Raw genomic sequence first — 18,325 nt, forward strand, 5'->3', positions numbered from 1 at the left:
ACCGCGCCGAGGCGTCCTCCGCCGCGCCCGCGGGGGCGGCCGGGCCCGCGCCCGCCGAGCCGGCCGGAGCGGCCGACGGTGCCGAGCCCGACCTCTCCCGGGTGTTCGGCCCCGCGCGGGAGGGCGGCCTGGGCCGCAGCGCGGCGCAGACCTGGCGTCAGCTGAAGGAGCGCGGCGCCGAGGGGGCCACGCTCCAGGAGCTCAGCGAGGCCGTCGGCTTCCAGCAGGCCACCGTCTCCAAGCACGTGACCGGGCTCGCGGACCACTCGCTCGCCCTCCGGCGCGACGACCGCTGGTACGCGGCCAGTACCGCTCCCTGATCTCCGGCTCCGGCGCCGGGCCGCACCGGAGATCCGCAGGTCAGCCTCGGACGCTCCGTGCCGTCGCGGCCCGCCGTGCTCCGTCCCGTCCCGGGCGGAGCACGGCCGCCGGGGCCGCCGCGGGGCCCGCCGGGCGCCCGCGGACAGGTGGCGCCGCACAGAACGGGGGCGGGTAGGTGTACCCAGCAACGACGCATAGGATGTCGAGGTTCCCCGGCGGGACGTACCCCCGCAAATGAGCAGGCACCGCCTTCTCCAAGCAACCGATCACGGGAACGCGGAGCCATGACACGCGATCACGACAAACGGTCCAAGCAACGAAGGGCCACCCGCGCCTCGGGCTACGGATCCGGAAGCCCGCAGACCGAGCGCATGGTGCGGACCCTGCTGCGGCGCCGCAAGCAGCAGCTCGCCCCGGGCGACGTCAGAGTGGTGGACAAGCCGCAGGTCAAGCGCGCGGTGTCGGCCGCGGCCCTGGGCAACACCATGGAGTGGTTCGACTTCGGCGTCTACGCGTACGTCGCGGCCACGCTCGGCAAGGTCTTCTTCCCCTCCAGCTCGCCCGGCGCGCAGGTGATCTCCACCTTCGCCACCTTCGCCGCCGCCTTCCTCGTACGGCCCCTCGGCGGACTCGTCTTCGGTCCGCTCGGGGACCGTATCGGCAGACAGCGCGTCCTCTCGGCCACCATGATCATGATGGCCGTCAGCACCTTCGCCGTCGGATTCCTGCCCGGATACGCCAGCATCGGGATGGCCGCGCCGGTGCTGCTGCTGGTGTGCCGCCTGGTGCAGGGCTTCTCCACCGGCGGTGAGTACGCCGGAGCCACCACGTACATCGCCGAGTACAGCCCCGACCGCAAACGCGGATTCCTCGGCAGCTGGCTCGACTTCGGCACCTTCATCGGGTACTCGCTCGGTTCCGGTCTGGTGACCGTGCTGACCGCACTGCTCAGCGACGACCAGATGCTCAGCTGGGGCTGGCGGGTGCCGTTCTTCGTCGCCGGGCCGCTCGGCATGATCGGGCTCTACATGCGGCTGAAGCTGGAGGAGACCCCGGCCTTCCAGGAGGTCGAGGCCCAGCATCAGAAGGCCGAGGCGCAGGGCACCGGGAGCGAGGAGGAGGACCGCGTCGAGCAGGCCCGGATGTCCGGGCGCGGCCGGCTGAAGGAACTCTTCACCGGGCACTGGGAGGCGATGCTGATCTGCGTCGGCCTGGTGCTGCTCTACAACGTGACGAACTACATGGTCACGTCGTACCTCCCGACCTACATGACGACGACGCTCGGCGAACCCGAACTCGTCGGCCACCTGCTGGTGCTGGGCACCATGCTGCTGGTCGCCGTGACCATCACCACCGTCGGCCGCTCCTCCGACCGCTTCGGGCGGCGGCCCATCTTCCTGTGGAGCGGCGCGGCCATGGTCGTGCTGGCCATCCCCGCGTTCCAGCTCATCCGCGCCGGGGGCGTGCTGCTGCCGGCGATCGGCTGCGCGGTCCTCGGGCTGCTGCTGGTCTGCTTCGCGGGGACGAGCGCCTCGACGCTGCCCGCGCTGTTCCCGACCCACCTGCGGTACGGCGGGCTCTCGGTGGCGTTCAACGTCTCGGTCTCGCTGTTCGGCGGCACCACCCCGCTGGTCAACTCGGCGCTCGTCGAGACGACCGGCAACGAAATGGTGCCCGCCTACTACCTGATGGGCGCGGGAGCGATCGGCGTCGTCTCCGCGCTCTTCCTGTACGAGACCGCGGGGAAACCCCTGCGCGGCTCGTCGCCCATGGTGGAGACCGAGGAGCAGGCGCAGCAGCTCGTCGCGAGGAGCCGCCGGAGAGCCGGACGCCGGGCCCGCGACGTGTGGATCGACCTGCGGCACGGGCGCCTGCCGCGTCCCCCGCAGGACAAGGACTGACGACCCGGCACCGGAACCGGGGACGGGAGCTCTCCCGTCCCCGGTTCCGTGCGTACGGGGCCTCGCGCGTCAGAGGATTTCGAGGGGCTCCTTGCGGGCGGGCGGCGGGAACGCGGCGTCCAGCGTCCGCAGGTCCTCGTCCGTCAGCTCCAGCCGCAGCGCCGCGTGGTTGTCCTCCACGTGCTGCCGGGTGGCGGCCTTCGGGATGGCGATCACGTCCTCGTGGCGCAGCACCCAGGCCAGCGCCACCTGCGCCGGGGACACCCCGTGCGCCTCGGCGACGGCCGCCAGCGCGGGCTCGCCCAGCAGCCGCCCCTGCTCGATCGGCGAGTACGCCATCACCGGCGCGGCCAGCTCACGGCAGCGGGGGAACAGCGCGTACTCGGGGCCGCGCCGGGTGAGGTTGTACAGCACCTGGTCCGTCTCCGGGCGGGCTCCGGCGGGGAGTTGGTCCAGGTCGTCGACGTCGAGGTTGCTCACGCCCCAGCCGCCGATGTCGCCCTCGCGCTCCAGCCGCTCCAGCGCCTCCACCGTCTCCTCCAGGGGGACGGGGCCGCGCCAGTGCAGCAGGTACAGGTCGATGTGGCCGGTGTCCATGCGGCGGAGGCTGTCGTGGCAGGCCGTGACGGTGCCGCGGGCGCTCGCGTTCCACGGCAGCACCTTGCTGACCAGGAACACCTCGTCCCGGCGGCCGCGCACGGCCTCGCCGACGAGCTCCTCGGCCGCGCCGTTCCCGTACATCTCGGCGGTGTCGATCAGCGTCATGCCCAGGTCGATCCCGGTGCGCAGGGCGCGCAGTTCCTCCTCGCGGCGCCCGGGGTCGTCGCCCATGTACCAGGTTCCCTGGCCCAGCGCGGGCACCGTGCGGCCGGAGGGAAGGGCCACAGTCCGGTGCGGTGTCATCGCGGTCATCGCATTTCCTTCGTCGTGTGTCGCGCCGCCGCCCAGTCTCACGCACCGCGCCCGGTCCCGGCGAGTGCCCCCGGGCCGCGCGCTCCTCAGCCGCGCGGCCGGACGCCGGTGCTGGTGACGAGCGGGTACGCGGTGGTGGTCAGCGCGGGGGAGCGGGTGAGCCGGTCGTAGCGGCGCAGCTCCCCGGCGGTGAGGCCGGACCGGCGCAGGGGCGCGGCCAGTTGGCGCGCGTTGATCCGCAGCAGCCGGCACCCGGCGCCGCCGCCCGTCCAGACCGCCGTGTCCACGGACGAGGCGACCCGGACCAGCCCGGCCCGGCGCAGCGCCTCCGGGGCCTCGCGGGCCCAGGTCATGCTCGTGCCGTGGGAGCGGAGGACGGCGAGGACGCCGTCGACGACGCGGCCGGCCAGCTCCGCGTCCCCCGGCCCGGGCGCGGTGCGGGCGCGCGGGGGAGCGGTGCAGTCCCACTCCTCCAGGACGAGTACCCCGCCGGGCCGCAGCGACCGTACGAGGGTGTCCAGGACGCGGGCCCGGGACGGCAGGTGCAGGAGCAGCAGCCGCGCGTGCACCAGGTCGTAGGCGGACTCGGGGACGGGGTCGCCGGTGATGTCGTGGCGGCGGACGGTCAGGCCCGGACCGCCGTGCAGGAGGCCGGTGTCGAGGTCGGTGGCGAGGACGGTGCCGCCCGCCGGGGCGACGCGTTCCGCGAGGGCGCGTGCGACGGAGCCCGCACCGGCGCCGGCCTCCCAGCAGGCGGCCGCGCGGGGGAGGGGCAGGCCGTCGAGGGTGCGGAGGGTGTACGGGTCGAGCAGCTCCTCGATGGTGGCGAGCTGCCGCGCGGTGCCGGAGACCTCACCCCCGAAGGCGTACCCGTCCGGCTCCGACTCCCCTCCCCGGCCCGGGAGTTGGTCCGCTCGCGTGGGTCCGTCGCCGGTCGTCATGGGCCGCCTCTCCGTCCTGCCGAGGTGCCGCGTGCGTTTTCTGACGCGGCGTCTTCTCCCGTTCCCCGTAAGGCCGTTCCCCGGACAGGGGGCCGGAATCCGGGGGCGGTTGATTTCGTTCGTGTGTATGGAGGTGGGCTCATTCGGTGTCTATGGCCCGTGCGGGGGTGAAGATGCGGAGATGGGCGCCTTGGGGGTGGTTAGGGTGCCTGAGCATGACGTCAATTCAGTCTGGTGTACGCGGCTTTCAGCAGGACCGCTTCGGTACGTTCATGCTTCTCGGCTGGACGGGGACCCACGCGGAGGACGGCCAGGAGTCGGCCTTCCTCCTGGCGTACTCCCTCGGCGACGGCACCGAGGGACTCCAGGGCATCGAGGAGGCGGCCCGCGCCCTGGCGGAGGAATCCGGGCTCACGGTCGGCGGGTTCGTACCGGAGACGGGGACCCGGCGGGCGATGAAGCTCGTCGTGGAGAGCGGGCAGGCGGTGCTGACCATGCCGCACGTCTCCGCGCAGTACACGGCACGCGACGAGTGGCTCCGGGCGGCCCAGGAGCGCGGCTGCGTCAACTTCATCCTCGCCACCCGCCCCTGGCCGGTGGCGACCCCGGGACGCCCGGTCACCGAGGACGAACTGCGGGCCTTCGTCGGCGACGAGGAGATGCTGCGGGGCGCGGCGCACGGCGTCCTCACGGTCGGCCGCGTCCAGAGCTGACGCCGGCCCCGGCCGTGGTCCGCCGGGGGACACGCGCTCTTGCGGCGGGTGGCGGCGCGGGCCAGGGTGGCGGCCGTGGCACGACCGCCGTACCCGGCGTCCGGCCACCCGACCGCCGCCCCACGGCGGCCAGTTCGCCCCCGCACCCCAGGAGAGCGCGTTGACCCCAGTGGAACTGCCCCACTCGCTGCACGGCACCGGACCGCACAAGGTCGTCGCCGTGCACGGCTGGTTCGCCGACCGGAGCGCCTTCGACGCCGTACTGCCCGACCTCGACCGGGACGCGTTCCAGTACGCGCTGGTCGACCTCAGGGGCTACGGCGAGGCGCGGGACGTCACCGGCGCGTTCACCACCGCCGAGGCGGCGGGCGACGTGCTGGCGCTCGCCGACCGGCTCGGCTGGGACCGGTTCTCCGCCGTCGGCCACTCGATGGGCGGCGCCGTCGTCCAGCGGCTGCTGGCCCTCGCGCCGGAGCGGCTGCGCCGCGTCGTCGGCGTCTCGCCCGTCCCGGCCTCGGGGCTGCCGATGCCGCCCGAGCAGTGGGAACTGTTCGCCGCAGCCGCGCACGAACCCGCCAACCGGCGCGCCATCCTCGACCTCACCACCGGCGGGCAGCGCCCCGCCGCCTGGCTCGACCGGATGGTCCGCCGCTCGCTGGAGCGCAGCGACGCCGGGGCGTTCCGGGCCTGGCTGGACTCGTGGGCGGGCGAGGCGTTCGAGACGGAGGTCGAGGGGACACCGGTCCCGTCCCTCGCGGTCACCGGGGCGCTGGACCCGGCGCTCTCGGCCGGTCTGGCGCGGGAGACGTGGATGCGCTGGTACCCGCGTGCCGAGCTGGCCGAACTGGCCTCGGCCGGGCACTACGCGATGGACGAGACACCGCTCGAACTGATCCGTGTCGTCGAGGACTTCCTGCGCGCCGACGGCGACGGGCCGGCCGTCCGATGACCGTCCGGGACACGGCGGTCCCGGACGTCTTCGATCCGCGCGGGTACGCCGACGGGCTGCCGCACGCGGCCTACCGGCGGCTGCGCGACGAGCACCCCGTGGCCTGGCAGGAGGAGCACGAGGTGCTCGGCTGGCCCGCGGGCCCCGGCTTCTGGGCCGTCACCCGGCACGAGGACGTCGTCCGGGTGCTCAAGGACGCGCGGACCTTCTCCTCGCACCTGGGCGCCACCCAGATCCGCGACCCCGACCCGGCCGACCTGCCGTTCATCCGCCGCATGGCGCTCAACCAGGACCCGCCGGAGCACGGCAGGCTGCGGCGGCTGGTCAGCCGGGCGTTCACCCCGCGCCGCGTCGAGCGCTTCGGCTCCGCCGTGCGCGAGCGGGCGCGCGGGCTGCTGACGGACGCGGTCCGCACGGCGCGGGACGGGGACGGGACGTGCGACGTCGTCGAGGCCGTCACGGACGACTTCGCGCTGCTCAACCTCGCCGACCTGCTGGGCGTTCCGGCGAGCGAGCGCGGGCTGATGCTGGAGTGGACCCGCCGCGTCATCGGCTACCAGGACCCGGACGAGGCCGCCCCGGCCCTCGCCGGCGCCCCGGCGGAACCCGTCAACCCGCGGTCGCCCGCGATGCTCCGCGACATGTTCGCCTTCGCGCACGAACTGACGGCCCACAAGCGGCGCCACCCGGCCGACGACGTGATGACCGTCCTGGCGCTGGACGGTGAACTCACCGCGCCCGAGCTGGAGATGTTCTTCTTCCTGCTGACGGTCGCGGGCAACGACACCGTGCGCAGCGCCGCGCCCGGCGGCCTGCTCGCCCTCGCCGAGCACCCGGAGGTGTACCGCGCGCTGCGCGCCGGGCAGGCGGGAGTGGCCGGCTGCACGGAGGAACTCCTGCGGTGGCACCCGCCGGTGCTGAGCTTCCGCCGCACCGCGGCCCGGGACACCGGGATCGCGGGCCGCACCGTCCGCGCGGGCGAGAAGGTCGTCGTCTTCCACGGCTCGGCCAACCACGACGAGCGGGTCTTCACCGCTCCCCACCGGCTCGACCCGGCCCGGGACCCCAACCCGCACGTCTCCTTCGGCGACGGCCCGCACGTCTGCCTCGGCGCGCACTTCGCACGGCTCCAGCTGAGGGTGCTCTACGAGGAGACCCGCGAGCTGCTTCCGGCCCTCGAACTCGCGGGCCCGCCCCGGCGGCTGGTGTCGAACTTCATCAACGGCCTGAAGAGCCTGCCGCTGAGGCTGGACGGCTGAGCCGCCCGACCCGCCTGCGCGCGGGCAGTCGGCGAGCCCGTCAGCGTACGGCGATCACCGACGAGCCGTGCCCGAACAGGCCCTGGTTCGCGGTGATCCCGACCCGGGCCCCCTCGACCTGCCGGGGCCCGCAGGTCCCCCGCAGCTGCCGCGTCAGCTCGCAGACCTGGGCGATGGCCTGCGCGGGGACGGCCTCGCCGAACGAGGCGAGGCCGCCGCTCGGGTTGACGGGAATCCGCCCGCCGGGGCCCGTCGCGCCCTGCCGCAGCAGCTTCGCCGCCTCGCCCTCGGCGGCCAGGCCCAGGTCCTCGTACCAGTCGAGTTCGAGGGCCGTGGACAGGTCGTACACCTCGGCCAGCGAGAGGTCCTCGGGGCCGATCCCGGCCTCCTCGTACGCCTCTTGGGCGATGGCGGCGCGGAAGCCGGGCGTCCGGCCGTCCGTCCCGGCGGCGGAATCGGTGGCGATGTACGGCAGGTCGAGCAGGGTGTTGGGGTAGGTCGGGCTGCCGGTGGCGACGGCGCGTACCCGTACCGGGTCGGTGACGCCGTGGCGGCGCGCGTACTCCAGGCTGGTGAGGACGAGCGCGGCGCCGCCGTCCGAGGTGGCGCACACGTCCAGCAGCCGCAGCGGGTCGGCGACGACGGGGGAGGCGGCGACCTCCTCGGCCGTGACCTCCTTGCGGTACCTGGCGTACGGGTTGAGCGCCCCGGCCGCCGCGTTCTTCACCTTCACCCGGGCGAAGTCCTCGGCGGTGTCCCCGTACAGCGCCATGCGGCGGCGCGCGTAGAGGGCGAAGTACGCGGGGTTGGTGGCGCCGAGCACCCGGAAGCGGAGCCAGTCGGGGTCGTCGGGGCGCTCGCCGCCGGCGGGCCGGAAGAAGCCCTTGGGCGCCGCGTCCGCGCCGACGACGAGCACCGCGTCCGCCATGCCCGAAAGGATCTGCGCGCGGGCCGTGTTGACGGCCTGGGCGCCGGAGGCGCAGGCGGCGTACACGCTGGTGACCCGGGCCCCCTGCCAGCCCAGGGCCTGCGCGAAGGTCGCCCCCGCCACGTATCCGGGGTAGCCGCCGCGCACCGTGTCGGCGCCGACGACGGAGCCGATGTCGCCCCACTCCAGCCCCGCGTCCTCCAGCGCCTCCCGCGCGGCCGCGACCCCGTACTCGTGGAAGCTGCGCCCCCACTTGCCCCACGGGTGCATCCCCGCGCCCAGCACGGCCACGTCCCCGGTCACGGGCGCACCTCCGTCCCGGGTGCGTCCCCGTCCGGGACCGGGCGCCAGTTCCAGGTGGTGCGCAGTTCCCGCGCGTCCGGGCCCGCGCCCTCGTCCAGGACGCCGGGCACGAGTTCGGCCTCCGCGCCGACGGCGAAGTCCGCGACGGTGTACCCCGGCGGCGCCTGGCCGAGCACCACGATCCGCTCCCGCTCCAGCTCGACGGCGACCAGGACGTACGGCTCCCACGCGCGCTCGGCGTCCCAGACGTACGGCGGGGGCGGCTGGTACCGGCCGTCGGTGCAGGACCAGACCCGGCCGCGGCGCGAGAGCGGCACCTCGTCCAGCTCGGTGCCGGTGCACGCCGGGTTGCGGCAGTGGAAGTCCTCGCGGGGGAAGAAGACCGCCGAGCAGGCCCGGCACTCCGTCCCCAGCAGGGCGAAGGCGCCGCCCTCACCGCCGAACCACCCCTCGACCACCGGTGTACGCGCAGGTGCCACGAACCCTCCCCAGCCCCGGAACTGACGGTACGTCAGAAGTCTGGCACGGGCCCGGGCAGGTGTCGACGGGTACGGCTAGGGCCGCCCGTCCCGGAGGGAGGCGCGGGAGACGGGGAAGTCGAAGAAGGAGTCGGGGAACGTCTCCTCCTCCAGCGTGAAGTGCCACCACTCCTCGGGCAGGTTGGTGAAGCCCGCCGCCTCCAGCGTCTCCTTCAGCAGCGTCCGGTGCGCGCGCTGCCCGGCCGTGATCCGCGGATCGTCGGTGTGCGAGAGGGTGTCGAAGCAGTCGAAACCGGTGCCCATGTCCAGGGAGTTGTCCGGGAACCGCTCCTCCCGCGGCGCGTAGCACGGCTTCAGCGGCTCGCCCGGCACGTACGGACGGGTGGGCGCAGCGGGCAGCCGCACCAGCGTAAGATCGACCGTGCTGCCCCTGCTGTGCCCGGACTTCTCCGCGATGTAGCCGTCCTCGAAGAGCCGGTCCTTCGCCACCCGCGGATAGAACTCGGCCTTCATCCGCTCGTCGTCCGGATCCTTCGCCCACCGGACGAAGTGGTCCACGGCCCGCTGCGGCCGGTAGCAGTCGTACACCTTCAGCGTGTACCCGCGGCGCAGGAACGAGCGCTGCGCGTCCCGCAGCGCCTCGGCCGCGTCCCTGGTCAGCACGCACATCGGCTGCCGGTACCCGTCGACGGGATCGCCCACGAAGTTGTGCCGCGTCGGATAGCGGATCTCCTGGAGCACCGTCGGCGCCACGTCCCGCAGCGCCACGAACTCCCGTGGTGCCCGCGGCTCCTGGCCCGCGGCCGCCGCCCCCGGCGCACCGGACACCAGCGTGCCCAGCAGTACCGCGAGGGCCGCGAGCACGCCGCCGGTCCGTCTGCCGCCCGTCCCTGCTTCTCTGCGTGTCATGGCCCTTCGTCTATCAGCTGCGCACCCGCACCCGGTAGCCCACCGGGCCGCCCGCCTCGCGCACCACGACGGGTTCACCCCCGTGCAGGCGCACCGTGAACCGCTCCGGGTCGGCGTGCTCCCAGCCGTCACCCGCGTCCGCTATCACCAGCCCGCTGCCGGTGCGCCCCGGCGCCGGGGCCCACACCTCCAGCTCCGTGCCGCCGTCAGGACCTGTCACCGGTATCGCCGCACCGGCCCGCGCCAGTACCGGAATCCGCTCCGCCGGCGCCGGCACCCGCACCTCGCCGGGACCCTCGAACACCTCGCCCGTGGCCGTGTCGTACCAGCGCCCCCGCGGCAGCCGCACCCGGCGCTCCCGCGCCCCCGGCTCCAGCACCGGGGCCACCAGCAGCGCGTCGCCCAGCAGGAACGCGTCGTCGCAGTCCCGCAGCGCCCGGTCCCGCGGATGCTGCCACCACACCGGACGCACGTACGGCGCGCCCGTGCGGTGCGCGAGCTGCGCCAGCGTCACGAAGTACGGCATCAGCCGCTCGCGTTCGGCCATCGCCGCGCCGCAGGCCGCCAGCACCTCCGGCCCGAACTCCCACGGCTCGCGCCGCCCCGCCCACTTCGCCGAGTGCGTACGGAACAGCGGCAGATACGCGCCCAGTTGGAACCAGCGCAGATACAGCTCCGGCGAGGGCGAACCCGTGAACCCGCCGACGTCGGGACCCGAGTACGGCACCCCGCACAGCCCCAGGCCCAGCACCAGCGACAGCGAGGCCCGCAGCCCCGGCCAGCCCGTCGCCACATCGCCGGACCAGGTGCCGCCGTACCGTTGCATGCCCGCCCAGCCCGAACGGGAGAAGAGGAACGGGCGGCGCTCCGGCTGGATCTCGCACAGGCCCGCGTACCCGGCCTCGGCCATCGTCAGCGCGTACACGTTGTGCGCCTCCCGGTGGTCCCCGCCGCGGCCCTCCAGCGCGTGCCGGGCCGAGCGGGGGAGCGTCGGATCGCCGAACGGGGCGAACGAGGTCGGCTCGTTCATGTCGTGCCACACCCCGGAGAAGCCCTGCTCCAGCCGCTCCGCGTACAGCCCCGCCCACCACTTGCGCGCCCGCGGATCGGTGAAGTCGGGGAACACCGTCTCGCCCGGCCACACCACCCCGCGCACCTCGCGGCCCTGCGCGTCCCGCACGAACGCGTCCGAGGCGGTGCCGCTCTCGTACAGCGCGTCACCCCGCTCGGCCTTCACCGCCGGGTCCACTATCGACACCAGCCGCACCCCGTCGGACGCCAACTCGGCGGCCAGGCCCGGTAGATCGGGGAACCGGTTCCGGTCCACGGTGAAGACCCGGTGGCCCCGGAAGTGGTCGATGTCCAGATGCAGCGCCCGCAGCGGCAGCCCCCGCTCCCGGTAGCCCGCGGCCACCCGCCGCACCTCGCGCTCGCTGCCGAACCCCCACCGCGCGTGATGGTGCCCCAGCGCCCAGCGCGGCGGCAGCGCGGGCGCGCCCGTCAGCGAGGCCCAGCCGTGCAGCACCCGGGCCGGCGGGCCCGCGATCACCCAGTACCGCAGCGGACCGCCGCTCATCCGCACCTCGCAGCGCCCCGGACGGTCGTGCCCGCTGCCCCGCCCCTCGGTGCCCTCGTGCAGCGTGACCCGCCCGTCCCAGGAGTTGTCGTGGAAGACCAGATGGGTGCCCGCGTCCGCGACCGTCAGCTGCACCGGCATCGTGATGTACAGCGGGTCCTGCTCCGGACGGAACGGCCCCGGATCGTGGTTCCACAACCGGTACGAGCCGTTCCGCAGCCGGGCGCCCGCGGCACGCCCGCCGAGCCCGAAGAACCGCGCGTCGGCGGCCACTTCGGCCCGCTGCAGCCAGCGCGCACCGGGCGCCCCGTCACCGGGCGGCGCGGCCCCCTCGTCCCCCGGCAGGCTCAGCGCGTCCGCCGCCGGCTCCGGCTCCCACCAGCGCGGGGGCAGATCGCGGCGGAGCAGGACGCCGCCCGGGGTGCGCACGTCGACCGTGCCGGTACGCGAGACCGTCACCAGCAGGCGCTCCGAGACGACCCGCCAGCCGCCGTCCTTGTCCGGCTCCAGACCGGCCCGCGGGTCCGGCTCCGGCGCGGGGCCCGCCAGCGCGTACGAGGGCTCGGGCCCCGCGCCGTCCCAGCCGCAGAACACCGCACCGCCCACCGCGATCCGCACCCGCAGCGAGGACCGCTCGAAGAAGATCATCCCGCCGCCCGGCCGCTCCTCGGCCCCGACGACGCGGCCCGGCACCCGCGCCCGCTCCCCGCGCTGCCGGGGGAGCGTCACCGCGTCGGCACGCCGGCGCCGCCAGGCAGACCGCAGGGCCAGCACTCCCTGCGACGAACCGACCACCCTCACCGACCGCGCCAGGCCACGTGCATCCATGCTGCTCAGCCTGCCATTGTCACCGGCCGGAGTCACCGTTGTTCAACTCCCGTTCACGCGGCGGTCGCTGGGGGTTCGCCGCCCACCCGAACCCTCCGCGCCGGAGCGTGACGCCGCGCGCCCGCCCGCGCGTGACCCTCGTCACGGGTCCGGTTCCCACGGGCTCCCGCTCTCCCGGGGACCCTGGCGCGGCCGGTGATCACATGGCATCGTCCTGCCCAGCAGCCGTGTCCGCGCACATCCCCCGCGCCCCGCGCGAGCGCACACGACAGGCGCACCACCCCACCAGCAAGCCCGGGAGCCGACGAAGATGACCGCACCCCACAGCCCCCAGCAGCCCTCCGCGGCACCCCAGGTGCCGGAACCGCTCTGGGAGCCGGGCGCCGAACGCGTCGCGCACGCGCAGATCACCCGCTTCCAGGACTGGGCCGCCGCACGGCACGGCGCCCCCGCCACCGTCCCCGGCGACCCGGCCGCGAGCTACGCCGCGCTGCACCGCTGGTCCGTCGACGCGCTCCCGGCCTTCTGGCAGGCCGTCGCCGAATGGTTCGACGTCCGCTTCGGCACCCCGTACGAGACCGTTCTCGCCGACGACTCCATGCCCGGCGCCCAGTGGTTCCCCGGCGCCACCCTCAACTACGCCGAGCACGCCCTCCGCGCCGCCGAGGACCCGGCCCGCGCCCAGGACGCCGCCATCCTGCACGTCGACGAGGACCACGAGCCCAGGCCCGTCACCTGGGCCGAGCTCCGCCGCCGCGTCGCCTCCCTCGCGGCCGAGCTGCGCCGCCTCGGCGTACGCCCCGGCGACCGGGTCAGCGGCTACCTGCCCAACATTCCCGAGGCCGCCGTCTCGCTGCTCGCCACCGCCGCCGTCGGCGGCGTGTGGACCTCCTGCGCCCCGGACTTCGGCGCCCGCAGCGTCCTCGACCGGTTCCAGCAGGTCGAGCCCACCGTGCTGATCACCGTCGACGGCTACCGGTACGGCGGCAAGGAGCACGACCGCCGCGAGACCGTCGCCGAACTCCGCCGCGAACTGCCCACGCTCCGCGCCGTCGTGCACGTCCCGCTGCTCGGCACACCCGCGCCCGAGGGCGCCCTCGGCTGGGAGGAGATCACCTCGGCCGACGTCGAGCCCGAGTTCGAGCAGGTGCCCTTCGACCACCCGCTGTGGGTGCTCTACTCCTCCGGCACCACCGGGCTGCCCAAGGCCATCGTCCAGTCCCAGGGCGGCATCCTCCTCGAACACCTCAAGCAGCTCGGCCTGCACAACGACACCGGCCCCGGGGACCGCTTCTTCTGGTACACCTCCACCGGCTGGATGATGTGGAACCTCCTCGTCTCCGGCCTCCTCACCGGCTCATGCGTCGTCACCTACGACGGCAGCCCCGGCTACCCCGACACCGACGCCCAGTGGCAGGTCGCGGCCCGCACCGGCACCACCGTCTTCGGCACCTCCGCCGCGTACGTCATGGCCTGCCGCAAGGCCGGGGTGCACCCCGGACGCGACCTCGACCTCGGCGCCCTCAAGTGCGTCGCCACCACCGGCTCCCCGCTCCCGCCCGACGGCTTCCGCTGGATCCACGACGAGGTCTCGCCCGACATGTGGATCGCCTCCGTCAGCGGCGGCACCGACGTGTGCAGCTGCTTCGCCGGAGCCGTCCCCACCCTCCCGGTGCACACCGGCGAGCTCCAGGCCCCCTCCCTCGGCACCGACCTGCGCTCCTGGGACCCGGACGGCAAGCCGCTCGTGGACGAGGTCGGCGAACTGATCGTCGCCAACCCCATGCCGTCCATGCCCGTCCGCTTCTGGAACGACCCCGACGGCTCCCGCTACCACGAGAGCTACTTCGAGATGTTCCCCGGCGTCTGGCGGCACGGCGACTGGATCACCCTCACCAGCCGCAACACCGTCGTCATCCACGGCCGTTCGGACTCCACCCTCAACCGCGGCGGCGTCCGGATGGGCTCGGCCGACATCTACGAGGCCGTCGAACGCCTCCCCGAGATCCGCGAGTCCCTCGTCCTCGGCGTCGAACTCCCCGACGGCGGCTACTGGATGCCCCTCTTCGTCCACCTCGCCGAGGGCGCCGCACTCGACGACGCGCTGCGCGACCGCGTCAAGCGCACCATCAGGGAAGGGCTTTCGCCCCGCCACGTCCCCGACGAGATCATCGAGGTCGAGGCCGTCCCGCACACGCTCACCGGCAAGCGCCTCGAAGTCCCCGTCAAGCGCCTCCTCCAGGGCACCCCGCTGGCCAAGGCCGTCAACCCCGGCTCCGTCGACAACGCCGCCCTGCTCAGCTTCTACGAACAGCTCGCGGCGGAACGCCGGAGCTGAGAGGCCACCCGCACGCACCGAGGGGGCCGCACGCACACATCCGCTGCCGTACGGCCCCCTCGGCCGTTGTCAGACCCTCCGCCTACGGTGACCCTTCCGTGATCCGTGCACAGGGGAGGGGGCCAGATGGGCCGAGACGGGTACCAGGGCAGGGGCGGCCGGGCCCCGGGAGAGCAGACCGGTCAGCGGCCGCGCCGCCTCGGGAGGCGCCGGCGGCCGCCCGGGGCAGGGCGTCCGCCCCGGCCGCGCCGCGTGCTCCGGCCGGAGCTGCCGGGGCCCCAACACCCGCCCGCCGCCGAGCGGTTACGCGTACCGGAACGGCTGCGCGCGCTGGGCGCCGAGGTGCCCAGCACCGTCCCCGTCCTGGCGCACGAGTCGCACTTCGCGCTCATGCGCGGCTACCGCAGCTTCACCTTCGCCAGCCACCGCAGCCACCTGCGCGAGACACAACGCCTGCTCCGCCTGCTCACCGGCCTCGGCCTGCACACCCGCCTCGCCCTCTTCGACCCCGTCGCCTACGCACGCTTCTGCGAGACCCGCGGCCTCGACCCCGACACCCCCGACGGCCGCACCCGCTTCACCACCGAGGTCGCCGCCCACGGCCCCACCCTCCGGTACCGCGGCGAACGCCTCCGCACCCTCCTGCCACGCCTCTTCCACACCTATGCCCACCACCTCGCCCGCGACCGCGCGGCCCACCTGCTCACCCCCGACTCCCGTCCCCCGGCGGACAGTCGGCCCCCGTTACAGGGAAGCGGAACCGCAGCCCTCCACCGCGCCACGCACGCCCTCCGCGCCGTACTCGACGCGGTCGGCGAAGGCACCCACCACCTGGTGTGCAGCTGCACCCTGCCCAGCGGCCCCGTCACCCTCGCACTGGAGACCACCGGCCCATCGGACACCGCCCTCCGCACCCCCGAGGCCCGGAGCCTGACCACCGTCCTCGCCTCCGCCTTCGCCACCGCCAGCCCCGGCGGCCTCGTCCTCCGCACCAGCCGCCCCGGCCACCACGACGCCGTACGCGGCTGGATCATCGAAGGCTCCTGGCTCCGCGCCCTCACCGCAGCCGAAGTCTTCGACGCCTACTGCACCGACCCCACCACCGGCGACCCCGTACCCCCCGAACCCGACGTGGACCACCTGCCCGGCATCGACATCCCGCCGCCGGAAAGCCCTTGACCCACCGTCCTGGGACGCCAGAAAACACCGGTGCCGGCCACCCCGCCTCGGCGGAACGACCGGCACCGGTACACCTCGTGCCCCTCAGGGCAGCGGGCTCACTCCCCGGAGAGCACCGCCTGCGCGGCGACGCGCGCCTCCTCGGCGCTGTCCGCGGCCCGCGCGGCGGCGGCCGCACGCTCGCACTGCGCCAGCGTGTGCTTCGCCAGCGTCGCCCGCACGTACGGAATCGACGCGGCGCCCATCGACAGGCTCGTCACGCCGAGCCCCGTGAGCACACAGGCCAGCAGCGGGTCCGAGGCGGCCTCGCCGCAGACACCGCAGCTCTTGCCCTCGGCCTTCGCGGCCTCGGCGGAGAGCGCCACCAGGTCCAGCAGCGCGGGCTGCCACGGGTCCTGCAACCGCGAGACGGCGCCCACCTGACGGTCGGCGGCGAAGGTGTACTGCGCCAGGTCGTTCGTCCCCAGCGACAGGAACTCGACCTCCTGGAGCACCGAACGCGCCCGCAGCGCGGCCGACGGAATCTCCACCATGGCACCGAACTTGGCCCGCAGCCCGGCCTCCCGGCACGCGTCCGCGAACGCCTTCGCGTCCGTACGGTCGGCCACCATCGGCGCCATGACCTCGAGGTAGACCGGCAGCCCCTCGGCGGCCTTCGCCAGCGCCGCCAACTGCCCCCGCAGCACGTCGGGGTGGTCCAGCAGCGTGCGCAGACCCCGCACACCCAGCGCCGGGTTCGGCTCGTCACCGGGCGTCAGGAAGTCCAGCGGCTTGTCGGCACCGGCGTCCAGCACCCGCACCACGACCCGCCCCTCGGGGAAGGCCTCCAGCACCTCGCGGTACGCCGCGACCTGCTTCTCCTCGGACGGCGCCCGCTTGCTGTCGTCCAGGAACAGGAACTCGGTACGGAACAGCCCCACACCCTCGGCACCGGCCTCGACCGCGGCCGGCACGTCCGAGGGCCCGCCGACGTTCGCCAGCAGCGGCACCTTGTGCCCGTCCGAGGTCGCGCCCGGGCCACGCACCGCGTCCAGCGCGGCCTTCCGCTCGGCGGCGGCCCGCTCCAGCACGGCCCGCTCCTCGTCGCTCGGGTTCACCGTGATCTCACCGGAACTCCCGTCCACGGCGATCACCGTCCCCTCGGCCAGCTCACCGGCACCCGGCAGCGCCACCACGGCCGGCACACCCAGGGCACGGGCCAGGATCGCGCTGTGGCTGGTCGGCCCGCCCTCCTCGGTCACGAAGCCGAGCACCAGCGCCGGGTCCAGCAGCGCCGTGTCGGCGGGCGCCAGGTCACGGGCGATGAGCACGTACGGCTCGTCGCTGTCCGGAACGCCGGGCATCGGCACCCTGAGCAGTCGCGCCACGATGCGGTTCCGCACGTCGTCCAGGTCGGCCACCCGGCCGGCCAGGTACTCCCCGGCACCGGCGAGCAGCGCCCGGTACGCGGCGAACGCGTCGTACACCGCGCGCTCCGCCGTGCTGCCGACCGCGATCCGGCGCTCGACGTCGGCCATCAACTCCGGGTCCTGGGCCATCATGGCCTGGGCCTCGAGCACGGCCTGCGCCTCGCCGCCGGCCAGATTGCCGCGCGCGACAAGGTCGTTGGCGACAGCCTCGACCGCACGCTGTGCCCGCTGCTGCTCGCGCGGCGCTTCGTCCTCGGCGATCTGCTTGGCCGGGGGCTCCAGCGCGGCGGTGCCCATGTGCCGGACCTCGCCGATCGCCACCCCGTGGCTGACGCCTACACCTCGAAGCGTTGTGTCCATCTCACCCGTCTCCGGTACGAGCGGCGGGCCGCCCGGCCCCCCGCGGTGGTTCACCCGTGCTTCCGGTCCGGCGCCGTGCGGGGCTGCCGGGACCGGGAACGGGTCACTTCCAGTTGAAGAGCGTCGCGTCCACGGCGACGTCGCCGTCCTCGACGACGTCGGACAGCGAGTCCGGGGTGGCCTCCAGCGCGATCACCGGTGAGACGGGGGACTTGCCCGCCTCCTCGACCTGCGCCGGGTTCCAGCGCACGACCGCCTGGCCGCGCTGCACGGTGTCCCCCTTGGCGGCGAGCAGCTCGAAGCCCTCACCGTTGAGCTGCACGGTGTCGATGCCCAGGTGCGTCAGCACCCCGTGCCCGTCCGCGTCGACGACGACGAAGGCGTGCGGGTGCAGCGAGACGATGATGCCGTCGACCGGGGCCACGGCCTCGGTCGGCTCGCGCACGGGGTCGACGGCGGTGCCGGGACCCACCATCGCGCCCGAGAACACGGGGTCGGGCACGGCCGACAGTCCAATGGCACGTCCGGTGATCGGGGACGTCACGGTGGTCATGGGAAGCCTCCCAGGGGCGGAGATTGATCAGCCGCCGTCGCTCCATGTACCGGACGGCGCACCGCCAAGAAGACTAAGTCATCGCGCCATCCCTCTCCGCACATGCGTACGTGTCCGCACATGCGTACGCGTACGCGAGGGGCGCCCGTGCGGGCAGCGTCCGGAGTCCGCCGGCCCCGGCCGGAAACGGATTTGCCTCGCCCGCGCCACCGCTGTACGGTCATTCACCTGCCCGGCGCCGAAGGCCGTCCGGGCGGACTCTCCGATCGACAGATCCACTCCCCGAGAAAGATCTTCGGTTAAGCCTGTCCTGAACCGGCACCGAATTTCTTCGAAGGAAAAGAGTTCTGATAGAGTCGGAATCGCTTCGAAAGCGGGAGACGGGAAACCGGAAACCGCAGAGAAGCGGCCCGGAACTCGGTCAGGCGAAAGTCTGATAGAGTGAAGGAACACCGAAGGGAAAAGCC

At 74.2% G+C, this 18,325-nt stretch carries 14 protein-coding genes and 1 pseudogene; 7 read left to right on the forward strand and 8 right to left on the reverse strand.

Going from position 1 to position 18,325, the window contains the following annotated elements:
• Both HCC30_RS27920 and proP read left to right on the forward strand, forming a co-directional pair.
• Positions 1-320 (forward strand): annotated as a pseudogene (locus HCC30_RS27920) (hypothetical protein); the annotation flags it as partial.
• A 372-nt stretch (positions 321-692) separates the two neighbouring features.
• Positions 693-2,222, forward strand: coding sequence for a glycine betaine/L-proline transporter ProP (gene proP, locus HCC30_RS27925; RefSeq protein ID WP_169445720.1), 1,530 nt, complete (start codon positions 693-695; stop codon positions 2,220-2,222).
• 69 nt (positions 2,223-2,291) lie between these two features.
• Here proP and HCC30_RS27930 read toward each other — a convergent pair whose 3' ends face one another.
• A complete protein-coding gene (locus HCC30_RS27930; RefSeq protein WP_169445721.1) occupies positions 2,292-3,125 on the reverse strand; it encodes an aldo/keto reductase in 834 nt (277 codons plus the stop codon).
• 95 nt (positions 3,126-3,220) lie between these two features.
• On the reverse strand, positions 3,221-4,075 hold the full coding sequence (locus tag HCC30_RS27935) for a class I SAM-dependent methyltransferase (protein WP_169445710.1): 855 nt from the start codon (positions 4,073-4,075) through the stop codon (positions 3,221-3,223).
• A 215-nt stretch (positions 4,076-4,290) separates the two neighbouring features.
• Here HCC30_RS27935 and HCC30_RS27940 point away from each other — a divergent pair, with 215 nt between their 5' ends.
• The 3 genes from HCC30_RS27940 to HCC30_RS27950 all read left to right on the forward strand — a co-directional run bounded on the left by HCC30_RS27940 (position 4,291) and on the right by HCC30_RS27950 (position 6,996).
• Positions 4,291-4,788, forward strand: a complete 498-nt coding sequence (locus HCC30_RS27940; protein ID WP_169445711.1) for a DUF5949 family protein — start codon at positions 4,291-4,293, stop codon at positions 4,786-4,788.
• A 160-nt stretch (positions 4,789-4,948) separates the two neighbouring features.
• A complete protein-coding gene (locus HCC30_RS27945) occupies positions 4,949-5,737 on the forward strand; it encodes an alpha/beta hydrolase (RefSeq protein WP_169445712.1) in 789 nt (262 codons plus the stop codon).
• Positions 5,734-6,996 carry a cytochrome P450 gene (locus HCC30_RS27950; protein ID WP_169445713.1) on the forward strand — a complete coding sequence of 421 codons (1,263 nt, stop codon included), beginning with the start codon at positions 5,734-5,736 and terminating at the stop codon, positions 6,994-6,996. Before HCC30_RS27945 ends, HCC30_RS27950 begins: the two co-directional genes overlap by 4 nt.
• Positions 6,997-7,036: 40 nt before the next feature.
• Here HCC30_RS27950 and HCC30_RS27955 read toward each other — a convergent pair whose 3' ends face one another.
• The 4 genes from HCC30_RS27955 to HCC30_RS27970 all read right to left on the reverse strand — a co-directional run bounded on the left by HCC30_RS27955 (position 7,037) and on the right by HCC30_RS27970 (position 12,019).
• Positions 7,037-8,227 carry a lipid-transfer protein gene (locus tag HCC30_RS27955; protein ID WP_169445714.1) on the reverse strand — a complete coding sequence of 397 codons (1,191 nt, stop codon included), beginning with the start codon at positions 8,225-8,227 and terminating at the stop codon, positions 7,037-7,039.
• Entirely contained in the window at positions 8,224-8,706 is a 483-nt protein-coding gene (locus tag HCC30_RS27960) for a benzoylsuccinyl-CoA thiolase (protein ID WP_346776843.1), read from the reverse strand. Before HCC30_RS27960 ends, HCC30_RS27955 begins: the two co-directional genes overlap by 4 nt.
• A 75-nt stretch (positions 8,707-8,781) precedes the next feature.
• Positions 8,782-9,615, reverse strand: coding sequence for a M15 family metallopeptidase (locus tag HCC30_RS27965; protein ID WP_169445715.1), 834 nt, complete (start codon positions 9,613-9,615; stop codon positions 8,782-8,784).
• A gap of 13 nt (positions 9,616-9,628) precedes the next feature.
• Complete coding sequence (locus HCC30_RS27970) at positions 9,629-12,019, reverse strand: glycoside hydrolase family 31 protein (protein ID WP_169445716.1); 2,391 nt, start codon at positions 12,017-12,019, stop codon at positions 9,629-9,631.
• A 310-nt stretch (positions 12,020-12,329) separates the two neighbouring features.
• Between HCC30_RS27970 and HCC30_RS27975 the strand changes: the two genes are divergently transcribed.
• Positions 12,330-14,357 carry an acetoacetate--CoA ligase gene (locus tag HCC30_RS27975; protein WP_169445717.1) on the forward strand — a complete coding sequence of 676 codons (2,028 nt, stop codon included), beginning with the start codon at positions 12,330-12,332 and terminating at the stop codon, positions 14,355-14,357.
• A 252-nt stretch (positions 14,358-14,609) separates the two neighbouring features.
• Complete coding sequence (locus HCC30_RS27980; protein WP_346776844.1) at positions 14,610-15,536, forward strand: hypothetical protein; 927 nt, start codon at positions 14,610-14,612, stop codon at positions 15,534-15,536.
• Between the two features lie 98 nt (positions 15,537-15,634).
• On the opposite strand, the gene ptsP is transcribed toward HCC30_RS27980, so the two are convergent.
• Together ptsP and HCC30_RS27990 are read right to left on the reverse strand one after the other, a co-directional pair.
• Positions 15,635-17,305 (reverse strand): phosphoenolpyruvate--protein phosphotransferase, encoded by a 1,671-nt coding sequence (gene ptsP / locus HCC30_RS27985; RefSeq protein ID WP_169445718.1) that lies wholly within the window; start codon positions 17,303-17,305, stop codon positions 15,635-15,637.
• Positions 17,306-17,408: 103 nt separating this feature from the next.
• Positions 17,409-17,858 carry a PTS glucose transporter subunit IIA gene (locus HCC30_RS27990; protein ID WP_169445719.1) on the reverse strand — a complete coding sequence of 150 codons (450 nt, stop codon included), beginning with the start codon at positions 17,856-17,858 and terminating at the stop codon, positions 17,409-17,411.
• Positions 17,859-18,325 lie beyond the last annotated feature (467 nt).

It is taken from the genome of Streptomyces sp. HNM0574 (assembly GCF_012726235.1).
In the GTDB taxonomy this organism is placed as follows: domain Bacteria; phylum Actinomycetota; class Actinomycetes; order Streptomycetales; family Streptomycetaceae; genus Streptomyces.

Excerpts from the sequence above, each read along its gene's own strand:
- HCC30_RS27965 (WP_169445715.1), bottom strand. The coding sequence starts at position 9,615 with ATGACACGCAGAGAAGCAGGGACGGGCGGCAGACGGACCGGCGGCGTG.
- HCC30_RS27930 (WP_169445721.1), bottom strand. The coding sequence starts at position 3,125 with ATGACACCGCACCGGACTGTGGCCCTTCCCTCCGGCCGCACGGTGCCC.
- proP (WP_169445720.1), top strand. The coding sequence starts at position 693 with ATGGTGCGGACCCTGCTGCGGCGCCGCAAGCAGCAGCTCGCCCCGGGC.
- HCC30_RS27975 (WP_169445717.1), top strand. The coding sequence starts at position 12,330 with ATGACCGCACCCCACAGCCCCCAGCAGCCCTCCGCGGCACCCCAGGTG.
- HCC30_RS27940 (WP_169445711.1), top strand. The coding sequence starts at position 4,291 with ATGACGTCAATTCAGTCTGGTGTACGCGGCTTTCAGCAGGACCGCTTC.
- HCC30_RS27990 (WP_169445719.1), bottom strand. The coding sequence starts at position 17,858 with ATGACCACCGTGACGTCCCCGATCACCGGACGTGCCATTGGACTGTCG.
- HCC30_RS27935 (WP_169445710.1), bottom strand. The coding sequence starts at position 4,075 with ATGACGACCGGCGACGGACCCACGCGAGCGGACCAACTCCCGGGCCGG.
- HCC30_RS27970 (WP_169445716.1), bottom strand. The coding sequence starts at position 12,019 with ATGGATGCACGTGGCCTGGCGCGGTCGGTGAGGGTGGTCGGTTCGTCG.
- ptsP (WP_169445718.1), bottom strand. The coding sequence starts at position 17,305 with ATGGACACAACGCTTCGAGGTGTAGGCGTCAGCCACGGGGTGGCGATC.
- HCC30_RS27950 (WP_169445713.1), top strand. The coding sequence starts at position 5,734 with ATGACCGTCCGGGACACGGCGGTCCCGGACGTCTTCGATCCGCGCGGG.